The organism is Haloflavibacter putidus, assembly GCF_006546625.1.
In the GTDB taxonomy this organism is placed as follows: Bacteria; Bacteroidota; Bacteroidia; order Flavobacteriales; family Flavobacteriaceae; genus Mesonia; species Mesonia putida.
In genome coordinates this window covers 21,649-41,744 of sequence record NZ_VIAR01000013.1, presented here as the reverse complement: position 1 = coordinate 41,744, position 20,096 = coordinate 21,649, and the positions used below count along the sequence as shown (strand labels likewise).

Below are 20,096 nucleotides of genomic sequence, written 5' to 3'. Positions count from 1 at the left end.
ATATTTAGAATCTAAAGTGTGAGAATGCTTTGTTTGCTTCTGCCATTCTATGGGTATCTACACGTTTTTTAACTGCAGCACCTTCTTCTTTTGCTGCCGCCAAAACCTCTGCAGCTAATTTTGCCGCCATAGTTTTTTCATTACGTTTTCGCGCAAAAGTGATCAACCACTTCATCGCAGTCGACACCTTCCTATCTGGTCTAATTTGCATAGGAATCTGAAAAGTTGCCCCACCAACACGTCTACTTCTTACTTCCACGTGTGGCATTACATTAGATAATGCATCTTTCCAAACCTCTAAAGCTGTTTTTTCGTCGTCTTCTTTTTTCTCCCCCACGATATCCATACAATCGTAAAAGATTTTAAAGGCAACCGATTTTTTACCATCCCACATCATCATGTTTACAAAACGGGTCACCAACTGGTCGTTAAACCTTGGATCTGGTAAAAGAGGTCTTTTTCTTGCCTGTCTTTTTCTCATTTCTTCTCTGTTAGTTGTTACTATTATAGGCAGGTGCTAGCGTTTTACAGCTTAACAATTGCCACTTAACATTTTACTTTTTAGGGCGTTTTGCACCGTATTTAGATCGTCGTTGCGTTCTTCCTTCAACACCTGCGGTATCTAAGGCTCCACGAACAATATGATATCTAACACCTGGCAAATCTTTTACCCTTCCGCCTCTTACCAATACTATCGAGTGCTCTTGTAGATTGTGACCTTCACCGGGAATGTATGCATTCACCTCTTTACCGTTAGTCAACCTTACCCTTGCTACTTTACGCATAGCAGAGTTTGGTTTTTTTGGTGTAGTGGTGTAAACACGTGTACAAACCCCTCTTCTTTGAGGACACGAATCTAAAGCAGCCGATTTACTCTTCTTGGTCATCTTGGCTCTTCCTTTTCGTACTAATTGTGAAATTGTTGGCATAATTTCTTTTACACTATAATTTATATTAAAAAATAAATACCCTATTTTTAGGGTTTGCAAATGTAGAAATTTATTTTTAAGAACCAAACCATAATCAATTAATTTTCAATCTGATTCCTTCCCGCACACTCGAAAGATAGATGTTGCTAAAAGTAAATTCTTTCAACCGCAAAATTTTATACTATTCTATAAAGGTCAATAATAACGCGTGGTTTTTATTAAAAACACCAGAACTTCAACTAATTATTTTACGGATCATTTCTATTCTATCTTCAACGAAAAAAATCTGACAGAAATTTTAAAGCTTAGACCGAAACTTTGCCAATACTTTACTAGTTTTTTTTTAAAGTTGCATGCACCACAAAAACAAGTCGCTGTAAAAAGAAAACACTTACTACCGATTTTTTACAAAATTTTGGTAAGCCTTCATAAAATTCTTTTAAGATAAATAACAAGACCACTTAAATAGATTACCTAATTAAAAGCACATCCTTTTACACAAGAGTAATATATTGGCTGTTTATTACCAAGCCCCCCCTGTTATGTAACACATCATATAGCGTGATAAGGAGTATTACGGACTTTATTACGCTATAAACACGGCATAAGCACGCCATAACTACGCTATAACCACGGTATAAGAATAAGATAAAGCTGTAGAAAACGCAAAGCAAAGATTGAGTTGGCGAAGTATAGCAATGACTAATTAGTAGATTGGTTAAGTGGTAAATTGGAGATTAGAAAATGGCAAATTGGTGAATTTGTTAACTGGAGTGATCATTAAAGTGTGTCATCTATTAAAAATCTATTTTGAAACCAAAAACAAATCTCATTATCTAAAAGTACACCACCACAACGCAATTTTATCAGGCAAGAATAATTCTGTTATTTTTTGACCCTTGAACTGAGATATTATTTTAATTTGTAATTTTATAATCTAAACCCCTTAATGTTATTGTGAGCTACCTAAAGCGCTTTTACCTTTTACTGGTTTTTGGTTGTTGGTTTTCTGCCGGATGGAGTCAACAACTAAACTTAGAAATAAGCACCAACAAAAAAGAAAACCAAAGCGTTTTAGATTCCGTGAGTTATCAGAAAAAGCATTCAAACTTTAAAAGCATAACAAGCACACAAGAAAAGCTTTTACAAAAATTACAGAAAGCGGGATATATTTCCGTAAAGTATTCTTCCGTAAAGAAAATAAACGACTCTACCTATTTCAGTAAAATTACTTTAGGGAAAATTTATCGGGACATAAAAATTTATCACACTTCAGAAATCGATAAAAATTCTGTAAAAAAATATTTACGTAAAGAAACAGACACCAGTTTTGTAATTAAACTAAATATGGTTGAAAAAGTTTTGCAAGAACTCAACTCTAATTTAGCAGAAAAAGGAAAACCTTTTAACAGCTTACAATTAAAAAACCTGCAAAGTAAAGACAGCTTACTAACGGCAAATTTGACTATTAACCAAACCAAGTTGCGGCAAATAGATAATATTATAGTAAAAGGTTATAAAAAATTCCCAAAATCTTTTTTACGCCATTATTTACGCATTAGAAAGAAAGAAGTTTTCAGTAAAGAGAAACTAACCAACAAATTAAAAAAACTAAAAAACCTGCGCTTTGCAACTTCCTACAAAGAACCAGAAGTACTTTTTACCAAAGACAGCACAAACATCTATTTATATTTAGAAAAAAAAGACAGCAACCTGTTCGACGGCTTTTTGGGTTTTGCCACCAATCCTAAAACAAATAAGTTAGAATTAAACGGCTATGTAAACCTTTCTTTGGTAAACAATCTAAATTTTGGCGAGTCTTTATCTTTAGAATATAAAAACGATGCACAAGAGCGCCAACATTTTTATGCCAATTTAAAATTGCCGTTTATTTTTAATAGTCCATTTGGGCTCCGGTTTAATTTAGAACTTTACAAACAAGACTCCACCTATACCACCAACGCGCAAAAAGTAGCTGTAGACTATCAAATAAACCCAACTACTTTAACCTATGCGGGCTATAAAGCAGAAAAATCTAACAACTTGTCTAATACCACTAATTTAATTTCGGCTACGCAAGATTATAATGCTTCTTTTTTTACGCTTGGCGCGGAATACCGAGTGTTAAATGCAGACAATCAATTAACACCAATACAAACCAATTTAAACCTACAAGTAGATATTGGCCAACGCGAGACCGAAGGAAAAAACACTAACCAAGTAATCGCCTTTTTTCAAGGCACGCATATTTTTAACCTAAATAGACTTAACAGTATATTTATTGGCAACCAAACCGGCTATTTAAATTCTGACAATTACTTAGAAAACGAATTATTTCGCTTTGGCGGAATTAAAAGTTTACGCGGGTTTGAAGAAAACAGTCTACGTGCAAGTTTTTATACCAGCTTCCAAACCGAATACAGGTATTTACTTTCTCCCAATTTATACGCCCACAGTATTTTAGATTTTGCCCAAACCGAAAACGGGATTACCAAGGCAAAAAATACCCTTTACGGAATTGGCATTGGGCTGGGACTACAAACCAAAGCAGGTTTGCTACGCTTAAACTTTGCAAACGGCAAGACCGAAAGCCAAAATTTTGAGTTCAGAAATTCGAAAATACACCTGAGTTTAACTGCCATATTTTAGCAGCAAAGGCTTGCCAGACGAATGATTCTGAGAGAAAAAAGTAAATTTAATCCTAAAATAGTTGTGTAATTAACTTTTTATTAGGATTTTTGGCATTGGCTAATTCAAATAAATTATAAAAATGAGAACAAAGTTTAGTGGAATTCTAACGCTATTACTGGCGTTTGTGGTGCAACTCACGTTTGCACAAGAAAAAACAGTTTCCGGTACGGTGTCCGATGATCAAGGCATGCCGCTACCAGGAGTTAACGTGCTTGTGAAAGGAACACAATCTGGAACACAAACAGATTTTGATGGTAATTACACCATTGAGGTCGCACAGGGCGAGACCTTAACATTTTCCTACATCGGGTTTGAAACCCAGGAAATTACGGTTGGCGCCTCTAATACCTACGATGTTACTATGCAAGCAGGGACAGAGCTTGATGAAGTTGTAGTGACAGCTTTAGGTATTAAAAGAAAACAAGATGAGATTACAACAGCCAACCAAGTGGTTGAAAGTGAAGACTTGGTAAAAGCCAATAACCCAGATGTGGTTAAAGGTCTTACCGGTAAAGTTACCGGCCTTAATATCAAGCAATTGGGTAGCGGTGTAAGTGGTGAAACAAGTATCACCCTTCGTGGGGCACGTTCTATCTCTGGAGACAACGAAGCCTTAATTGTAATTGATGGTGCAATTTCTACAGCAGAGTTCTTAAGCTCTATTGACCCAAACACCATTGAGTCTGTAAACGTAATTAAAGGTGCTAACGGTGCTGCATTATATGGTTCGCAAGGATCTAACGGTGCGATTATTGTTACTACCAAAAAAGGAACAGAAGGTGGTAAAATGAAAGTGAGCGTAAAATCTTCTTTAGATTTCGAAACAGTTTCATTTGTACCGGAAAAACAAACCCGTTACGGGCAAGGTTGGGCTGTAAACAATGGTTTTGAGAACATCACTTACGAAAATGGTGGTTGGGGACCAGAATTTGACGGTCAAATGGTTACTGTAGGTCTTCCGCAAGCAGATGGAAGCTATATTATGGCTCCTTATGAGTCACAAGGTGCAGACCATATTAAAGATTTTTTCCAAACAGGTGTTACGCAACAAAACAGTATAAATATCTCTAGTGGTTCTGAGGAAGGCTATGTTTTCTTTTCTGCACAAAACCAAAAAACAGAGTTTATTATAGAAAACGATGAGTTGCAAAAGTCAACCTTTAATTTTAAAGGTGGTAAAACTTTAGGAAACTGGACTGTAAATGGTAATGCTACTTACTCTTACCAGACTACAAGTGAGTCGTATACTTCTGCTACAGATGGTATTTTGGCTAACTTAATTCAAGCTTCTTCTAGTATCCCAATTGAGCGTTTTGAAAACTCTGGTAACGAAGGACACTGGAATGCTTATTACTTAAACCCTTACTGGACAAGAGATAATAAAAGAAGAGAAATAGACAGAAACCGTTTTAACTTGTTGGCAGAGATCAAATATGACTTTAACGACAATATTAACGCAGTAGTTCGTACAAACGGTTTGTTTAACTTTACAGACGGATTAGTTTATAACAATGGTTATACTGAACCACAATACATTATAGATTTATCCGGAGGAGACCGCTCAGAGTCTGCTTCTTACCAACGTTATATGACAAAATACCAACGTTATTATACCGATGCAATTTTAAATTTTGACTATGAGTTGAACGAAGATTTTGATTTTGATGCTAACCTTGGGGTTAATAACCAATATCTAAAGACTTCTAACAGTTCCGTGGGCGGTGTTGGTCTTACAGTGCCTGGTATTTACGGTACAGATAACCTTGCAGGAGATTTTGACCAAGCTAGAACCTATGAAAATATTAGAGAAGAAAGACGCTACGGGGTTTACGGACAAATAAATGTTGGCTTTAGAGATTATTTATTCTTTAATGCTACCGGAAGAAATGACTGGTCTTCTACATTAGACCCATCTAACAACAGTTTCTTTTACCCAAGTGCCGGTTTAGCTTTTGTTGCTACCAAAGCAATAGATGGCCTTAAGAGCGATGTTTTAAACTACGCTAAAGTTAGTGCTAGTTATGTAAAGGTAGGTAACGATTATAGCGCAGCCTATGATAACAACTTATTGGTAGAGCAAGCTAGTGGTTTCCCTTATGATGGTCAAAACTCTTTTGTATTACCAAAGCTTATTACAGACCCATTATTAAAACCTGAATTTACTTCTACCATTGAAGCTGGTATAAACCTTGGTTTCTTTAACGACCGTATTACTTTAGATGCATCTTACTATAACGGTAGCAGTACAGATTTAGTTACTAACATTGCCACTTCTAATGCTTCCGGTCTAGAAAGAACCGTAATTAATATTGGTGATATGGATATCTGGGGTGCAGAAGTTGACTTAGGGTTTACTCCTGTAAAGAATGAAGATTTCCAATGGGACGTAAGAGTTGGCTGGTCTAAAGCTCGCACGGAAGTAACAAAAATAAGTGACCAGGCAGACGAAGTTTCTTTAAGTAGTGGTGGTTTTGCCCAAGTCTACGCGGTAGAAGGTGAGCAATTCCCTACATTAAAAGCAACAGCTTATGAAAGAGATAGTCAAGGACGAGTTATTGTAGACCCAACCTCTGGCGAGCCTTTACAGGCCTCAGAAGTAAAAATTATGGGCTCTACAACCCCAGATTATACCATTAACTTAAATACATCTTTCCGTTATAAAGGCTTTACTTTAGCGGCAACAATGGATTATAGAACCGGACACGTATTCTATTCTGGACAACGTGAAAATTTAACTTGGCCTGGACATACAGTAGAAACCGCAGCTGGTGGTAGAGGTTCTTTTATATTCCCTAACTCTGCAGTAGAAACTGCTCCGGGTTCTGGAGAATATGTAGCCAACACCAACGTGCCTAGTGGTGGCAGCAGTGGTTCTCAGTATATTAATTTCTGGAGTACAATGCAAGGAATTGGTGAAAACCACGTTTTAGATGCTACGGCTTTTAAATTAAGAGAGCTTTCTTTACGTTATGATGTAAACAAAGACCTTTTAAAAGATACCTTTATCAATAGCTTAAGCGTTAGTGCCATTGCAAGAAACCTTTTAACCGTATTCCCGGAAGAAAACAGGGGCTATGCAGATCCTGAATCTAACTTTACGGACGGAAACGCACAAGGTATCTCTACCGTTGGACAATATCCTTCAACAAAGAGTATTGGTATGGGACTAAATTTAACATTCTAAAAAAAGAAAAAAATGAAACTAATAAGTAAAACACTAATAGGTTTGTTTATTTCGGGGAGTTTAATCTCTTGTTCAGATTATTTGGACATTAATGAGTCCCCTAACGAACCCACAGCAGATGCAGTAACTCCCGACTTAATGTTGGCGGGAGCACTGACTGGCCCTTACGAGGCGCAAACAAGACAGAGAAACTATTTTGGACAAGCCAACGAGTTTGGTAATGTGATGCTAGGTAACTGGGGTCCTAATGTAAACTCTTTTACGGGAGGCTATTTAGATGAATTCCGTTTGAACATTACGACAAGTTTTTACATGCAAATTTGGGATGGTATATATCCTAACTTGTCTACAGCCGAATATATTGATAATACAGATTCTGAAGTTTACGACTATCATAGAGCAATTGCCAAAATAACAAAGGCTAACTACTTTCAAATGTTAGTAGATTTTTATGGAGATATTCCTTATTCAGAAGCACTTAAGTTAGGCGATAATTACACCCCTGGCTACGACGATGATAAGATGATTTATAGATCATTGATAGAAGAATTAGATGCAGCATTAGCTTTGATAAATAATGCAGATGATTTTGACAATACTGTAGGTTCTGAAGATGTTGTCTTTGGTGGCGATATGAACCAATGGGTAAAATATGCTAACACTTTAAAGCTACGTTTATTAGTACGTCAAATCACGTTAGCTAAAACAGATGGTGAAACAGCTAGTTACTTGACAGAGCAGTTTGCAAATTTAGATAATAACTTTGTAACTAATGACGTAACCATAAACCCAGGTTATACGAATTCTACCGGAAAATTAAACCCGTTTTATTCTACTTGGGGCTTTGATTCTCAAGGTACATCTACACAAACCTATACTTTTACTGTAGCAGCAGATTTTGTAGCAGAGTTTATGAAAGGACAAACACCTAATAACCCTAACTACACAGCTTCGGGTACAGGAGTAAGTGATCCACGTCTTCCTTTGTATTTCCAACCTGTAGATGGCGAAGTACAAGGTGTGATTATGGGAGAAACCAGTAATAACGCTCCGGATGAACTTTCTAAATTAGGAGAAAAAATTATTGAAGATCCTTCACAAGACGGTTTCTTATTACTAGGAGCAACAAGTTATTTCTTACAAGCGGAAGCTGCTTTAGAAGGCTATTTACCAGGTAACCCTAAAGCTTTGTTCCAGAATGGTATTCGTGCATCTTTTAGATCGCTAGGAATAGAAGGTCAAGCAGACGGTTATATTACTGCAAGTAATAATATAGATAGAATTGGTTGGGATGGTAGCGCTAACAAATTAGAGGCTATTATGACCCAAAAATGGTTGGCTACCAATGGTAGAACTGCTTATGAGTCTTGGTTTGACTATGTAAGAACTGGTTTCCCAGTAGTGCCATTAGCAATTACTGCAGAAAAACCAGAAAGATATAACCGTTTATTATACCCGCAATCTGAGTATATTACCAATGCGGCTAACGTACCTACGCAGAGCCAAGCAGATGCGTTTAACACGACTATCTTTTGGGACGTAAATTAAAATTGAATTTAAAAAATTAAACAAATGAAAAATATAAAAATTTTATTGTTCGCGTTTGTTGCTTCTATCTTTGCAAGCTCTTGTCTTGTAGACGATGATGTTGCACGCGAATTCGACGAAAGTCCTGCGGTAGTAGGCTTTAAAAACGATTTGGCTGCTGAAAATTATTTTTCAGACGAAGGAGCTGTTTTAACCAATTACCCAGTAGTTTTATTGGGTAATGGCGGCGACGGAACTTATCCTACCGAAGATATTGTTATTGCGTATGAAATAGACGCTAGTTCTACCGCTACAGAAGGGCAAGAATTCGATTTTACGAGTAACTCTGGTACTTTAACGATTGAAGCTGGTTCTGGTTTTGCTAATTTTGGAATTGACATTAATACCGGTAATTTAGACCCGAACGTGCCAACAGAACTAATCCTTAACTTAACAGAAGTTATTCAAGGTGAAGCGGTAATTTCATCTGTAAATAACACCTTAGCAATTACTTTTGTTGGTTGCCAATCAGACGTAAATGAATATACATATAATGTAACTACCACTCGTTTAAGTGATGGTGCATTAATGGGTTCTGACGAAGAAAACATAATGGAGATTGGAGTGAACAATTTTAAAACAGAGTCTACCGGGCCTTACGGTGTAGGTAATTATGCCGGTGGTGACATTGGTGGTGGTGATAATGGTTTTACTTTTATAGACATTTGCGGACAAATTACCGTATCTTCACAAAATTTGGTAGGAGCCTACTCTAACCAAGTATTTGGTGCTGGTAGCGTAGATCCGGAGACGGGAGTGATAACTATCACCTATACCATTACCTACTCCAGTGGAGACAGTGTATTCGAAAGCGTTTATGAGCCTATTAACTAATAAACAAAATTATAACAATGATAAATTTTAAAAATAAAATAGCAATTGGCAGTTTGATGTTGGCCGGTGTTTTTGCTACTTCGTGTGAAGACGATTATGACTTTGCAGACACCTCTAACCAAAAAGCTGTAATTACTGCCAGCCAAACTAATTATTCTGGTAGTGAAGGAGATACCATCTATATGGATTTTCAAGTGCAAAATCCTGCAACTAACCCAATGGATTTTAAATTTGAGGTGAAAGAAGGTACCACAGCTAATATGGAAGACTTTTCTGTTGGTGATGGTCATTTAGTAGCAGATTACGGAGATCCTGCCAACTTTATGTATACCGCAGACGGTTTTGTAGAATCTTTTCAAGTACCGGTTTATCTTTATAGAAACTTAAGTGAAAACGAAGGAAGCCAGAGCATAGAATTAAATATGTCTGCAACCGGTTCTCGCTTAGGTCTTACCAAAGATGGCGGTATAGACTTAACCATAGTGGTAGAAGATGAAGTTACAGACGAGTTTGTAATTCGTCTTGCTTGGGATGCAGAATATACAGATGAAGATGGTGACACCCATTCTTTCTGTGATTTTGATTTAGATTTGGAGCTACTTAACGCTAATAACAATGTTATAGCTACAAGTTATAGCTCTTGCCCGGAAGAAATAAACATCTTTCCAGGTGATCTTCCTGATGGAACATACCAAATTCAAACCAGCTTTTACTATAATGGGGGTTCTGCTTTACCAGTAGATTACGAAAGTATTCCTGCTGAGCTTATCGTAGCCAAACGTGGTGTTTTTGCAAGCACTATAGATTTGTCTGGTATTTGGACAGACTTTGCTGGTGGTTTAGATCCTGACGGAGACGGAACCATAGATGATCCTAGTGCGTACGCTATACCTGCGACATTCGAAATTAGCGGTAATACGTATACTGTTATGAATGCTAACGGTAATGTAATTGGGCAAGGAAGAGCAAGTACTTCTAACACCAATGGTTTAAACTAAATAAACCATTTATATAAATTTTGAAAGAGCAGCCAATTGGCTGCTCTTTTTTATGTAAATTTACCGCCATGAAAGAAGAACAAATTTACGGTATACACAGTACGTTAGAAGCATTACGCGCTGAGCAAAATATTGAGAAGATATTTTTACAAAAAGGATTGAACTCAGAAGCCTTTAAGGAAATTAGCACCTTAGCACGAGAACAAAACATTGCCGTTTCTTACGTGCCAATACAAAAGCTTAATCGTTTAAGCCAAGAAAATCACCAAGGCTGTATAGCCAAGATCTCTCCCATTACCTACCAAAGTTTGGAAGAAATGGTAGAACAAGCTTTCGCTAAAACCAAAACTCCGCTTTTTCTAATTTTAGACCAAATTACAGATGTTCGTAATTTGGGAGCAATTATACGCACTGCAGAATGTACCGGCGTAAACGGACTTATATTACCAAGCCAAGGTGGCGCAATGATTAACGAGCAAACCGTTAAAACCTCCAGCGGAGCTGTTTTTAATCTACCAATAGCCAAGGTAAACCATATTAAAGATGCTTTATTTTTTTTAGATACTTATAAAGTAATAAAAATTGCCGCAACCGAGAAAGCCAAGCAATCTATCTATAAGGTAGACTTAAAACAAGCTTCGGTAATCATTATGGGTAGCGAGGGTAAAGGCGTTAACCCATCTATATTAAAAATGGTAGATCACGAAGCAAAATTACCTTTATTGGGCGAGACTTCTTCCTTAAATGTATCGGTAGCTTGCGGGGTGTTTTTATACGAAGCGCTAAGACAACGTTTAGGAGACTAAACTTTTCGGTTTTCTTCTTCTTGCTTATTTTCGGTATAAATATAACGGTAAGTTAAATTGTCATTATGAGAATTTGCATTCTCAAAATCATCATTCCGGGTATTATCCTCCTCATTGTTCCATTCTGAATAAGGAATAAAATTACCCTTTTCATCAAAATGCTGCATAAATAAATCTTGTTCGGGTTTATAATTCGGTTTTTCCCATTCGTATTTTTTGCTACTTGCATAGCCCACTTTACGGAAGCCTAATGCTAATAAAATTCCCGCTGCAAACCCGGATAAATGACCTTCCCAAGAAACCTTTTCTTCTATGGGCAGCATACCCCAAACCATTCCGCCATATACAAAAGCTACAATTAGACTCAAGGCAATTAACCGATAATTCTTAGACCAAATACCTTTAAAAAACAGAAAAGAACTAAGCAAGTAAACAATTCCGCTTGCTCCAATATGTACCGAACCGCTTTCTCCCAAAAACCAAGTTCCTAAACCGCTTAACAATAAACCCAAGCCCAAAACCTTCCAAGCTATGGCACGATAAAAATAAAATAATGCAGTAGATAAAATTAGCAGCGGCAGAGTATTGCTATAAAGATGTTTAATATTTCCGTGTATAAACGGACTAAATAAAATTCCTTTTAAGCCACTCCACTTTTGAGGCTGCACACCCCATTTATTAAAATTATACCCAAACCGAACTTCCAGCCAGAAAACAATCCATATTAAAAGTACAAATAGCAAAGGAAAGCCAATTGTAGACGCTTTAAAAACCAATTTTTCTGTCTTCATAGAAGTAGTTAAAAATAATATTTATGCATATATCAGACCGAGCACAGTCAAATCCGAAAAGCAGATTTAGCGCAGTCAAAGTTTGATTAGACCAAGTCTATATGCATAAAACAATAATCAAATTCCTTTCCGTAAAGTACTAAAATAACATTTTGTCAGGCTTTGTCCCTATAAATTTATCATTTTACCAATTCTAAATTTTATGTAAACTTACAATGCTTGCTTTAAGACCGCGCTCAGCATTTTTTTACAGATTTTAAACTGTCACTTTAGTACGAGTAAAAAAGTCTTGGAAGTAAAGAAGCATCCCTTAGCCGGTCCTTCCCTGAGGGAAGGGAAGGGAGTGGATTTTGAAGTTGAAACTAAAATTGAAATTAGCAGGAATTTGATCGTGAAGTTTTTATCCCATCCTTTTAGCCATGCCCTTAGGAAAGGGAGTAGGTTTTGAAAAATATAGTTTCACATTAATTATGAATTCAGCGTAAAGCCTCACCAACTCACCACTCACAACTCACCACCACCAAAGAGATCTCTCCTATCGTCGAGATGACAGTTTGATTTTTTATAAGAATTAAGATTTCTAATTCCCTATTCCCTATATTCTCACAACTAAATTGTCGGTTTAAAGTTTTACTTTTGCATTATGAATAAACCTTTAGCAGAAAGATTACGACCAAAAACCTTAGAAGATTACCTTAGCCAGCAACATTTGGTTGGGAAAGAAGGTTCTCTTTATACCCAAATAAAAAATGGTATAATTCCTTCGCTTATCTTTTGGGGACCGCCGGGAGTTGGTAAAACAACCTTGGCAAATATTATTGCCGAGGAGACAAAACGGCCGTTTTTTACACTTAGCGCAATTAGCAGCGGCGTAAAAGATGTGCGCCAAGTTATTGACAAAGCAAAACAACAAGACGGACTTTTTACCACCAAAAATCCTATTTTGTTTATAGACGAAATTCATCGTTTTAGCAAATCGCAGCAAGATTCTCTTTTGGGCGCGGTAGAAAAAGGATGGATAACCTTGATTGGCGCTACCACAGAAAACCCGAGTTTTGAAGTTATTCCGGCACTTTTATCGCGCTGTCAAGTATACACGCTTAATCCTTTTGATAAAAACGATCTTTTGCAACTTTTAGAACGGGCAATGCAACAAGACAACTTGCTTTCTAAAAAGAATATTGTTTTAAAAGAAACCGAATCGCTTTTAAGATTAAGTGGCGGCGATGCCCGAAAATTATTAAATATTTTTGAATTGTTGGTTACTTCAGAAAATACAGATAGCGTAGAGATAACCAATACTATGGTTGAGCAAAAAGTGCAGCAAAATACGGTGCGGTATGATAAGGCAGGCGACCAGCATTATGATATTATTTCGGCATTTATCAAAAGTATCCGCGGAAGCGACCCCAATGCGGCAGTTTATTGGTTAGCCAGAATGATAGAAGGTGGAGAAGATGTTAAGTTTATTGCCAGAAGACTTTTAATTGCTGCCAGCGAAGATATTGGTAATGCCAATCCTACTGCTTTGGTAATAGCCAACAACACCTTTCAAGCGGTACAAACTATTGGTTACCCGGAAGCTCGCATTATTTTAAGTCAATGCACTGTTTATCTCGCAACTTCGGCAAAAAGCAATGCTAGTTATATGGCTATTAATAAAGCCCAGCAACAAGTAAAACAAACCGGCGATTTATCGGTGCCTTTGTCTATACGCAACGCACCTACCAAATTGATGAAAGATATTGGCTATGGCAAAGATTATAAATACGCCCATAATTATGAGCAAAACTTTACGGAAGCAGAATTTTTGCCCAAAGAAATAAGCAATAGCGTTTTTTACGAACCCGGTAATAACAAACGCGAAAATGCCATACGCGAATTCTTAAAAAACCGTTGGAAAAATAAATATGGGTATTAAAGGGGTTAGAGATTAGAAATTTGAAATATAAATCTTTACGGAATGCCAAATTCTCAACACTCAGTAACAATTACTCAATACTAACTACTACCTACTTTGATACGCGTTCAAAAATCAGTTTCTTTAACCTACCGGCGTCTACATCAAAATACTCTACAATAATATCGCCATTTTCTAAAGTTGCGGTACCGTTTATGTTTTTTGAATTATAGAGAATGTTTTGATTTTTATTATAATGTAAATGCGCTAATTTTTCTTTAGTACTCATACTTTCCAGAATATAACCTGCTTCTATTTTTTGAATATTATACAAATTATTGCCAAAACTATAATCAAACATAACTGCGCGATCTAAAGGCGTTTCGTTTTCTTTATCTTTTTCTGCACCAACTAGTGTTTTTCTGTTTTCAAAAAAACCTTCGCCCCCATTATACGTATAATTAAAGCTTGATAAAACTGTAGCAGATTCACGCAAAGCTTCTTGATAAGCTTCTTTGTATTTTTTTAATTTACTCTTCCCAGGCGGTGTTTCGTAAATAATATTTCCTTTACAATCTTTTAACTGCAATTGTAAAACAGTATTAAAAGAAAACAAGTCTTGCGGCGTCCCGGTTATATCTGCATATAAACCTACACATCTATCTAACTGCATATTAGCCAATTTTGGGTCTGTTTCTACATAGGTTGTAAAACCTGCTTGGTCTAATAGATGTTTCGTAAGAGAATTCAATAAATATTTATTTTCTTCTTCAAACAATTTATATTCTAAAGGCACTACCACAAACTTATAATTGTTCAAATCTTGAAAATTATTTTGTGCCGTTATTTTGTTTATCGAGGCAACCAATAAAAGGCACAGCAATACGAGTGTTTTTTTCATCTTAGAGTAATTCTGTTAATTTCTTTATCGAATCAATTTTTATACCGTTATGCTCTTCTCCATGTAAATCAAAGAAAATAGTTTGCCAACCAAGCTTTTCTGCGCCTAAAATATCTGCTTCCAGATTATCGCCAATCATTAAAGAAGTATTGGCAGATGCTTTGGCTTGCTTTAAAGCGGTTTCAAAAATTAAGGGATCCGGTTTTTTTACGCCGGCGGTTTCTGATGTGGTAACCGATTTAAAATAATGTTCAATTTTAGATTTGCGCAATTTTTTAAATTGTACCTCATCAAACCCATTAGTAATAATATGCAAGTTATATTTTTGTTGCAAATAGTCTAAAGTGGGTGTTACATGTTCAAAAAGATGGTTATTGTCTGGTAAATGATTAATATAATCTGCAGCAAGCTTATTAACCGTTTCTGCAGGATGTTCTTGTTTTATATGTAAAAAAGCTTCGTTTAACCTTTGGTAGCGCAAATCTTCTTTATTTATTTTGCCTTCGCGGTACATTTTCCAATACGAAAGATTAATAGGCACATAAGCATCTAAAAAAGTATCTAGATTTATGGCTATGCTATTTTTCTTAAATATTGTCTGAAACGCTAGAGCAGAATTTCTTTCAAAATCCCACAACGTGTGGTCCAGATCAAAAAAAATATCGGTTATATTATTCGGTTTTATTAAGGGCATAAATTAATTTCAGTAATTTTTCTTTTGTTCGTTCGTCTTCAAAATTAGCATTTTCAAAAAGTAACACCAATTTACCGTTTACCTTTTCTACGGCAAGTTTTATTTTTTCCAACTTTGTTTTCAATTCAAAATAGGTAAGTTCCGAAAAGATATCGCTATTAATAACAGAGGGTTGCAAAACCAAGGGTGAAATTCTCTCTAAATTTATATCATAAAATAAAAAGGGGGTACAAGTTCCTGCTCTAAACCCAATTACATCTGCAAACACCATCGAGTAATCTTCTTGTATTTCCAGTTTATCAAAATTATTATAAAGCTGCGGCAAATTTATGTCATAATGTTTTACCAAAGCGCTGGTTAATGGTCTATTTACAATTGCTTCCCAACGCTTTTTTTCGGTTTTTAAAGTTTTAAAACTTTTGGTAGCTTCAAAACCCGGCAGCAAACCAATTTTACCATAATCTGCCATAGACTTTATTAAAGCGTGGTATTTTATTTTGTTGTAGGAAATATTTTTGTTGTTTACTGAATAGTTACTAAGCTGAAACATAAAATTCCAACGTATTTTTTCTTTTTTGGAAAAAGCCACCAATTCATCATAAATCTCATACGGATCGTTTTTAAGAAACAGCAAGACCTTAAACCTATCTACTAAATTATTTAAATTTAATTGAAAAATATCGCGTAAGCTTGCTCCCACAGAGCGCACCAAACCTTTTTTACGGTATTTGTAGGCTTGTGCTACGCTAAGTATATTTTTGTTGCGAAATTTTTTCTCGGGAAAATCAAATGAAGGAAATTTTTCCTGTAAATGTTCTTTAAATTTATAGGCCCAAATGTCAACTACCGGTTTGTCTATAAATTTCTTTTTTACTGCCAAACTTTCGTTAGAAGGAAATCTGCCGGTTTTATCTTTTACGTGTGGTAAATATTCTTCGTACCTACTAAGCATATAAAAAGAGGCAGAAAATATATCAAAAGGTAAATCACTACTTTCTCCAACTTTAAAAAAACAAGGCGTATCATCCCACTTGCCCACGCGTATATCTGTATCTGTATAACCTTGCTCTAGCAATAAACCTTTTTGTTGCACAAAAAACTCGTTCCCCATTTTTTGTTTTCCGTAAGAAAGCTTCATGTCTTCGTGCGCGATAAAAGCTTCGATTTTTGAAGTAAATTCTACCTCCAGACCTAAAATATTGGTACAAACGTGCTTAAAGGTATAATTAATACGCGGCGTTAAAGACTTGGTGTAAACTAGCAGCATAATGTGCGGGGCTTATAAAATTCCTTCATTTGCAAAGCTAAAGTAATTGTTTTGGGTTATAATTAAATGATCCAGTACTTTTATATCTAAACTCTCTCCGGCAATTTTTAATTTTTTAGTAAGTTTAATATCGGCTTGGCTGGGTTTTAATGTGCCAGAAGGGTGATTGTGCGCCAAAATAATACTCGTAGCACCGCTTTCTAAAGCGTTTTTAAAAGCAATTCTCACATCTACCAAAGTGCCGGTAATGCCTCCTTTGCTTAATTGCAATTTTTGTAAAACCCGATTAGAATTATTTAAATATAAAATCCAGAATTCTTCGTGGTTTAAATCTCCTATGATGGGTTGCATTATCTCATAAGCCACATCTGAAGAAGTAATTTTCTTTTTTTCTGAAGCGCTTTCGCTGCGACGGCGTCTACCCAATTCTAAAGCTGCCACAATAGTTATGGCTTTTGCCTCGCCAATGCCTTTAAAACGCGTAAGTTGTTTAACAGATAAACGCCCCAAATTGTTTAGCTTATTTTCAGAATCCAACAAAATACGTTGCGAAAGTTGTACAGCACTTTCCTCTCTGTTGCCCGATGCAATTAAAATAGCTAATAGTTCTGCATCGCTTAAGCTTTGTCTTCCTTTTTGAAGCAGTTTTTCACGCGGTCTGTCGGCTTCTGCCCATTGCTTTATAGAGAAAGAATTTGACTTTTGCATTGGCATAATTTGTATAAATATACTACTTTAAGCTGAATGCCAAAAAGACAAAACGCTTTTCAAACTGCTCTATTTTTAAATCCAATCTTCTATTTCTTTAAAATTAAGTCCACCATAATTACCACTACTCATTAATAGCAAAACTGTATTTGCAAAGGCTCCGTTTTTTAAATACTCTTTAAACATAACCGGATTGGTATAAACTTTTAACCTATCGTGTTGTATAGCTTCACTAATTTGCTTAGGTTTTAAAGCATCTAATTGTTTTATTTCTACAGCTTCTGGCGAGTAAAACACAACAACCTCATCTGCCGCCGCAAGTGTATTATTATATTGCTGTAAAAAGACAGGGGTTAGACTGCTGTAGGTATGCAATTCTAAACAGGCAATAAAACGTTTTTTAGGATATTGTTTCCGTACAGCTTCTGTAGTAGCTTTTACCTTTGACGGACTATGGGCATAGTCTTTAAAAATGACTGTACCTTTTTTATCGGCTATTTTTTCTAAGCGTTTAGATGCGCCTTTAAAATCTGCTATTGCTTCATAAAATTCTGCTTCGTCTACGCCCATATGTTGGCAAATCCATTTTGCCCCGGCCAAATTGTTTAGGTTATGCTCACCAAAAACTTCAATAGGCATTTCGCCTTCCGGGGTTTCCAAAAAAGTGACACCGTTTTTTATCGTATAGTTTGGCGTATAATAAGCGTGTTTTCTTGTGGGTTTGGTAGCAGCTTCGGCTACTTCCTTAACCAGAGGATCTTCTTCGTTATACACCAAAATACTACCATTTATCATAGTATCGGTAAAGATTTCAAACTGTTTTTTATAGTCTTCAAAAGTTTCAAAAACATTTACGTGATCCCAGGCAATACCGCTTATTAACGCAATATTGGCTTGGTATAAATGAAATTTAGGTCTGCGGTCTATCGGCGAAGATAAATATTCGTCACCTTCCAAAACAATAAAATCATTATCACTGGTTAAATGTACCATCGTATCAAAACCTTCCAGTTGGGCACCAACCATATAATCTACTTCTTTTTCATGATAATGCATAACGTGCAAAATCATAGCGGTAATAGATGTTTTACCGTGCGAACCGCCAATAACCACTCGCGTTTTGTCTATGCTTTGTTCGTAAAGAAACTCTGGATACGAATAAATTTTTAAACCCAATTCTTGTGCTTTCTGTAACTCCGGATTATCTGGTTTTGCATGCATTCCTAAAATAACAGCATCTAAGTTGGCCGTAATTTTTTGGGGAAACCAACCGTATTCTTCTGGCAGTAAACCTGCATTTTCCAACCTAGATTTAGAAGGTTCAAAAATTGTATCATCACTACCGGTAACCGTATAACCTTTTTCTTGTAGAGCTATTGCCAAATTGTGCATTGCACTGCCGCCTATAGCTATAAAATGTGTGCGCATATATTATTTTCTTTTAAAAGGAAATATAAAAAATTTTGACCATTCAAACAGTTAGCTGGTTAAATATTGGTCCAATCTATTTGTGGATGCTTTTTAGCGGCCACTTGCTGCCACTTTTCTTGTTTTTCTATTTGGTCACTAATTTTATATAAGTGCAGCAATTTCTTATAAGTAGTGACAGATTGCCCTACTTTTATTGCTTTTTTATAGTAATTTTCTGCAGCTTGGTAATCTTCTTCTTCCAATGCTATTTTGCCTTTTGCCAACCACCCGTCTACTTCGCTAATTTCGAGTAACTCATCGGCACAATTAGAGGCTGTCTCACTACTACCGCCTAAAACAGCAGGTAATTCTAAATATAATTCAATTAGCGCCCAACGTACTTCAATATGTTGCTTATCTAATTGTGCAGCCCTATTTAAATGTTTTTTAATATCTGAAATATAAAATAAAGCTTCTACTTTACTTAGCTCCAAAGCTTTTAAACCCAAAGCCCCGCCATATTTAAAATGGTAATTGGCGTTATTAGGAAATTTCTCTATTAAGCTTTCGTAGTATTTTAAGGCTTTATCCCATTTTTTCTTTTGCGCAGCAATATCTCCCAAATATTCTTGGGCTTTGTAATAGTTGTTGGAAGATTTCTTTACGGAATTAAAAAAAACTGCCGCTTCTTGGTAATTTCTATTTTCGTATTGCGCAACCCCTGTTTCAAAACTTGCATTTTGACCAAAGCTTAAAGCGGGAATAAATAATAAAAGAAATACTATTCTTAACATACGCATTATATTACAAAAGTGCTGCCAAAGTAAGAATTACTTTTCTTCCGGCGGATAAGATTGTAAGGCTTTTTCTATTATCGCATTAAAAAAAGCAATGCGCTCTTCTGGTTTGGTGTTATTGTTAAACGGACTTTCTATCACGGCTTGCCAATACAGCTCGTTGTTGGATGCTTGTACAAACTCTACAGTAAGACTAATAAAGGTTTTTGTTCCACCAATAGGTATTCCGCCCGAAACACCACCGCCAACGCGTCCGCCTCCGCCACCAACACCTATACCAATAGTACTATTACTGCGTTCGTTATAAAAATCTGCGTAAAAATTTACTTTAAAATCTGGCGTTTCGCTCGTCGCGAAATCTTGTTCTTTCAGCTGTTCTCTAATTGCTTCTTGCACTCTTTCTTGATCTAAAGGCCGCAAACCGCTTTGCATATCTTTATAAAAAGAAAAACTCTGAAAGTTATTAAAATCTATATTTTGGTCGTAGTCGTAAAAAACTTTCGGGCCGCCGCAAGAGCTCAAAAAAACCGAAATCATCGTTAATAAAAGTAATTTTCGCATAATGGTTGATTTACCATTAAAAATAAAGAAAATAATTT

General features: G+C 36.0%; 17 protein-coding genes. 7 read left to right on the top strand and 10 right to left on the bottom strand.

Going from position 1 to position 20,096, the window contains the following annotated elements:
• Nucleotides 1-4 precede the first annotated feature (4 nt).
• Nucleotides 5-481 (bottom strand): 30S ribosomal protein S7, encoded by a 477-nt coding sequence (gene rpsG / locus FKR84_RS11575; protein ID WP_141422476.1) that lies wholly within the window; start codon nt 479-481, stop codon nt 5-7.
• Between the two features lie 73 nt (nt 482-554).
• A complete protein-coding gene (rpsL, locus tag FKR84_RS11570; RefSeq protein ID WP_121667779.1) occupies nt 555-929 on the bottom strand; it encodes a 30S ribosomal protein S12 in 375 nt (124 codons plus the stop codon).
• Nucleotides 930-1,886: 957 nt separating this feature from the next.
• On the opposite strand from rpsL, the gene FKR84_RS11565 reads away from it, so the two are divergent.
• The 6 genes from FKR84_RS11565 to rlmB all read left to right on the top strand — a co-directional run bounded on the left by FKR84_RS11565 (nt 1,887) and on the right by rlmB (nt 11,029).
• A complete protein-coding gene (locus FKR84_RS11565) occupies nt 1,887-3,578 on the top strand; it encodes a POTRA domain-containing protein (protein WP_141422475.1) in 1,692 nt (563 codons plus the stop codon).
• A gap of 121 nt (nt 3,579-3,699) precedes the next feature.
• Nucleotides 3,700-6,804: a SusC/RagA family TonB-linked outer membrane protein gene (locus FKR84_RS11560; RefSeq protein ID WP_141422474.1), complete on the top strand. Its 3,105-nt coding sequence runs from the start codon at nt 3,700-3,702 to the stop codon at nt 6,802-6,804.
• 12 nt (nt 6,805-6,816) lie between these two features.
• On the top strand, nt 6,817-8,352 hold the full coding sequence (locus FKR84_RS11555; protein WP_141422473.1) for a SusD/RagB family nutrient-binding outer membrane lipoprotein: 1,536 nt from the start codon (nt 6,817-6,819) through the stop codon (nt 8,350-8,352).
• Between the two features lie 24 nt (nt 8,353-8,376).
• On the top strand, nt 8,377-9,225 hold the full coding sequence (locus FKR84_RS11550) for a hypothetical protein (RefSeq protein ID WP_141422472.1): 849 nt from the start codon (nt 8,377-8,379) through the stop codon (nt 9,223-9,225).
• Between the two features lie 17 nt (nt 9,226-9,242).
• On the top strand, nt 9,243-10,223 hold the full coding sequence (locus tag FKR84_RS11545) for a hypothetical protein (RefSeq protein ID WP_141422471.1): 981 nt from the start codon (nt 9,243-9,245) through the stop codon (nt 10,221-10,223).
• Nucleotides 10,224-10,291: 68 nt separating this feature from the next.
• Nucleotides 10,292-11,029, top strand: a complete 738-nt coding sequence (gene rlmB / locus FKR84_RS11540) for a 23S rRNA (guanosine(2251)-2'-O)-methyltransferase RlmB (protein WP_141422470.1) — start codon at nt 10,292-10,294, stop codon at nt 11,027-11,029.
• Here the strand turns inward: rlmB and FKR84_RS11535 are convergent.
• On the bottom strand, nt 11,026-11,820 hold the full coding sequence (locus FKR84_RS11535) for a rhomboid family intramembrane serine protease (RefSeq protein WP_141422469.1): 795 nt from the start codon (nt 11,818-11,820) through the stop codon (nt 11,026-11,028). The genes rlmB and FKR84_RS11535 overlap by 4 nt on opposite strands.
• A 643-nt stretch (nt 11,821-12,463) precedes the next feature.
• On the opposite strand from FKR84_RS11535, the gene FKR84_RS11530 reads away from it, so the two are divergent.
• Complete coding sequence (locus FKR84_RS11530; RefSeq protein WP_141422468.1) at nt 12,464-13,741, top strand: replication-associated recombination protein A; 1,278 nt, start codon at nt 12,464-12,466, stop codon at nt 13,739-13,741.
• Nucleotides 13,742-13,832: 91 nt separating this feature from the next.
• On the opposite strand, the gene FKR84_RS11525 is transcribed toward FKR84_RS11530, so the two are convergent.
• The 7 genes from FKR84_RS11525 to FKR84_RS11495 all read right to left on the bottom strand — a co-directional run bounded on the left by FKR84_RS11525 (nt 13,833) and on the right by FKR84_RS11495 (nt 20,058).
• Nucleotides 13,833-14,621: a hypothetical protein gene (locus tag FKR84_RS11525; protein ID WP_141422467.1), complete on the bottom strand. Its 789-nt coding sequence runs from the start codon at nt 14,619-14,621 to the stop codon at nt 13,833-13,835.
• Nucleotide 14,622: 1 nt separating this feature from the next.
• Nucleotides 14,623-15,315: a YjjG family noncanonical pyrimidine nucleotidase gene (locus FKR84_RS11520; RefSeq protein WP_233357760.1), complete on the bottom strand. Its 693-nt coding sequence runs from the start codon at nt 15,313-15,315 to the stop codon at nt 14,623-14,625.
• Complete coding sequence (locus FKR84_RS11515) at nt 15,293-16,582, bottom strand: polysaccharide deacetylase family protein (protein WP_233357759.1); 1,290 nt, start codon at nt 16,580-16,582, stop codon at nt 15,293-15,295. Before FKR84_RS11515 ends, FKR84_RS11520 begins: the two co-directional genes overlap by 23 nt.
• 12 nt (nt 16,583-16,594) lie before the next feature.
• Nucleotides 16,595-17,290, bottom strand: a complete 696-nt coding sequence (radC, locus tag FKR84_RS11510) for a RadC family protein (RefSeq protein ID WP_141422465.1) — start codon at nt 17,288-17,290, stop codon at nt 16,595-16,597.
• Nucleotides 17,291-17,365: 75 nt separating this feature from the next.
• On the bottom strand, nt 17,366-18,718 hold the full coding sequence (locus tag FKR84_RS11505; protein WP_141422464.1) for a UDP-N-acetylmuramate--L-alanine ligase: 1,353 nt from the start codon (nt 18,716-18,718) through the stop codon (nt 17,366-17,368).
• A 59-nt stretch (nt 18,719-18,777) separates the two neighbouring features.
• A complete protein-coding gene (locus tag FKR84_RS11500) occupies nt 18,778-19,494 on the bottom strand; it encodes a tetratricopeptide repeat protein (protein WP_233357758.1) in 717 nt (238 codons plus the stop codon).
• A gap of 36 nt (nt 19,495-19,530) precedes the next feature.
• On the bottom strand, nt 19,531-20,058 hold the full coding sequence (locus FKR84_RS11495) for a DUF4136 domain-containing protein (protein ID WP_141422462.1): 528 nt from the start codon (nt 20,056-20,058) through the stop codon (nt 19,531-19,533).
• Between the last annotated feature and the right edge of the window lie 38 nt (nt 20,059-20,096).

What these genes read in the sequence shown, in the direction of transcription:
- rpsG (WP_141422476.1), bottom strand. Translation starts at nt 481, where the DNA reads ATGAGAAAAAGACAGGCAAGAAAAAGACCTCTTTTACCAGATCCAAGG.
- radC (WP_141422465.1), bottom strand. Translation starts at nt 17,290, where the DNA reads ATGCAAAAGTCAAATTCTTTCTCTATAAAGCAATGGGCAGAAGCCGAC.
- FKR84_RS11520 (WP_233357760.1), bottom strand. Translation starts at nt 15,315, where the DNA reads ATGCCCTTAATAAAACCGAATAATATAACCGATATTTTTTTTGATCTG.
- FKR84_RS11550 (WP_141422472.1), top strand. Translation starts at nt 8,377, where the DNA reads ATGAAAAATATAAAAATTTTATTGTTCGCGTTTGTTGCTTCTATCTTT.
- FKR84_RS11530 (WP_141422468.1), top strand. Translation starts at nt 12,464, where the DNA reads ATGAATAAACCTTTAGCAGAAAGATTACGACCAAAAACCTTAGAAGAT.
- FKR84_RS11495 (WP_141422462.1), bottom strand. Translation starts at nt 20,058, where the DNA reads ATGCGAAAATTACTTTTATTAACGATGATTTCGGTTTTTTTGAGCTCT.
- FKR84_RS11500 (WP_233357758.1), bottom strand. Translation starts at nt 19,494, where the DNA reads ATGTTAAGAATAGTATTTCTTTTATTATTTATTCCCGCTTTAAGCTTT.
- rpsL (WP_121667779.1), bottom strand. Translation starts at nt 929, where the DNA reads ATGCCAACAATTTCACAATTAGTACGAAAAGGAAGAGCCAAGATGACC.
- rlmB (WP_141422470.1), top strand. Translation starts at nt 10,292, where the DNA reads ATGAAAGAAGAACAAATTTACGGTATACACAGTACGTTAGAAGCATTA.
- FKR84_RS11525 (WP_141422467.1), bottom strand. Translation starts at nt 14,621, where the DNA reads ATGAAAAAAACACTCGTATTGCTGTGCCTTTTATTGGTTGCCTCGATA.
- FKR84_RS11535 (WP_141422469.1), bottom strand. Translation starts at nt 11,820, where the DNA reads ATGAAGACAGAAAAATTGGTTTTTAAAGCGTCTACAATTGGCTTTCCT.
- FKR84_RS11505 (WP_141422464.1), bottom strand. Translation starts at nt 18,718, where the DNA reads ATGCGCACACATTTTATAGCTATAGGCGGCAGTGCAATGCACAATTTG.
- FKR84_RS11555 (WP_141422473.1), top strand. Translation starts at nt 6,817, where the DNA reads ATGAAACTAATAAGTAAAACACTAATAGGTTTGTTTATTTCGGGGAGT.
- FKR84_RS11560 (WP_141422474.1), top strand. Translation starts at nt 3,700, where the DNA reads ATGAGAACAAAGTTTAGTGGAATTCTAACGCTATTACTGGCGTTTGTG.
- FKR84_RS11545 (WP_141422471.1), top strand. Translation starts at nt 9,243, where the DNA reads ATGATAAATTTTAAAAATAAAATAGCAATTGGCAGTTTGATGTTGGCC.
- FKR84_RS11515 (WP_233357759.1), bottom strand. Translation starts at nt 16,582, where the DNA reads ATGCTGCTAGTTTACACCAAGTCTTTAACGCCGCGTATTAATTATACC.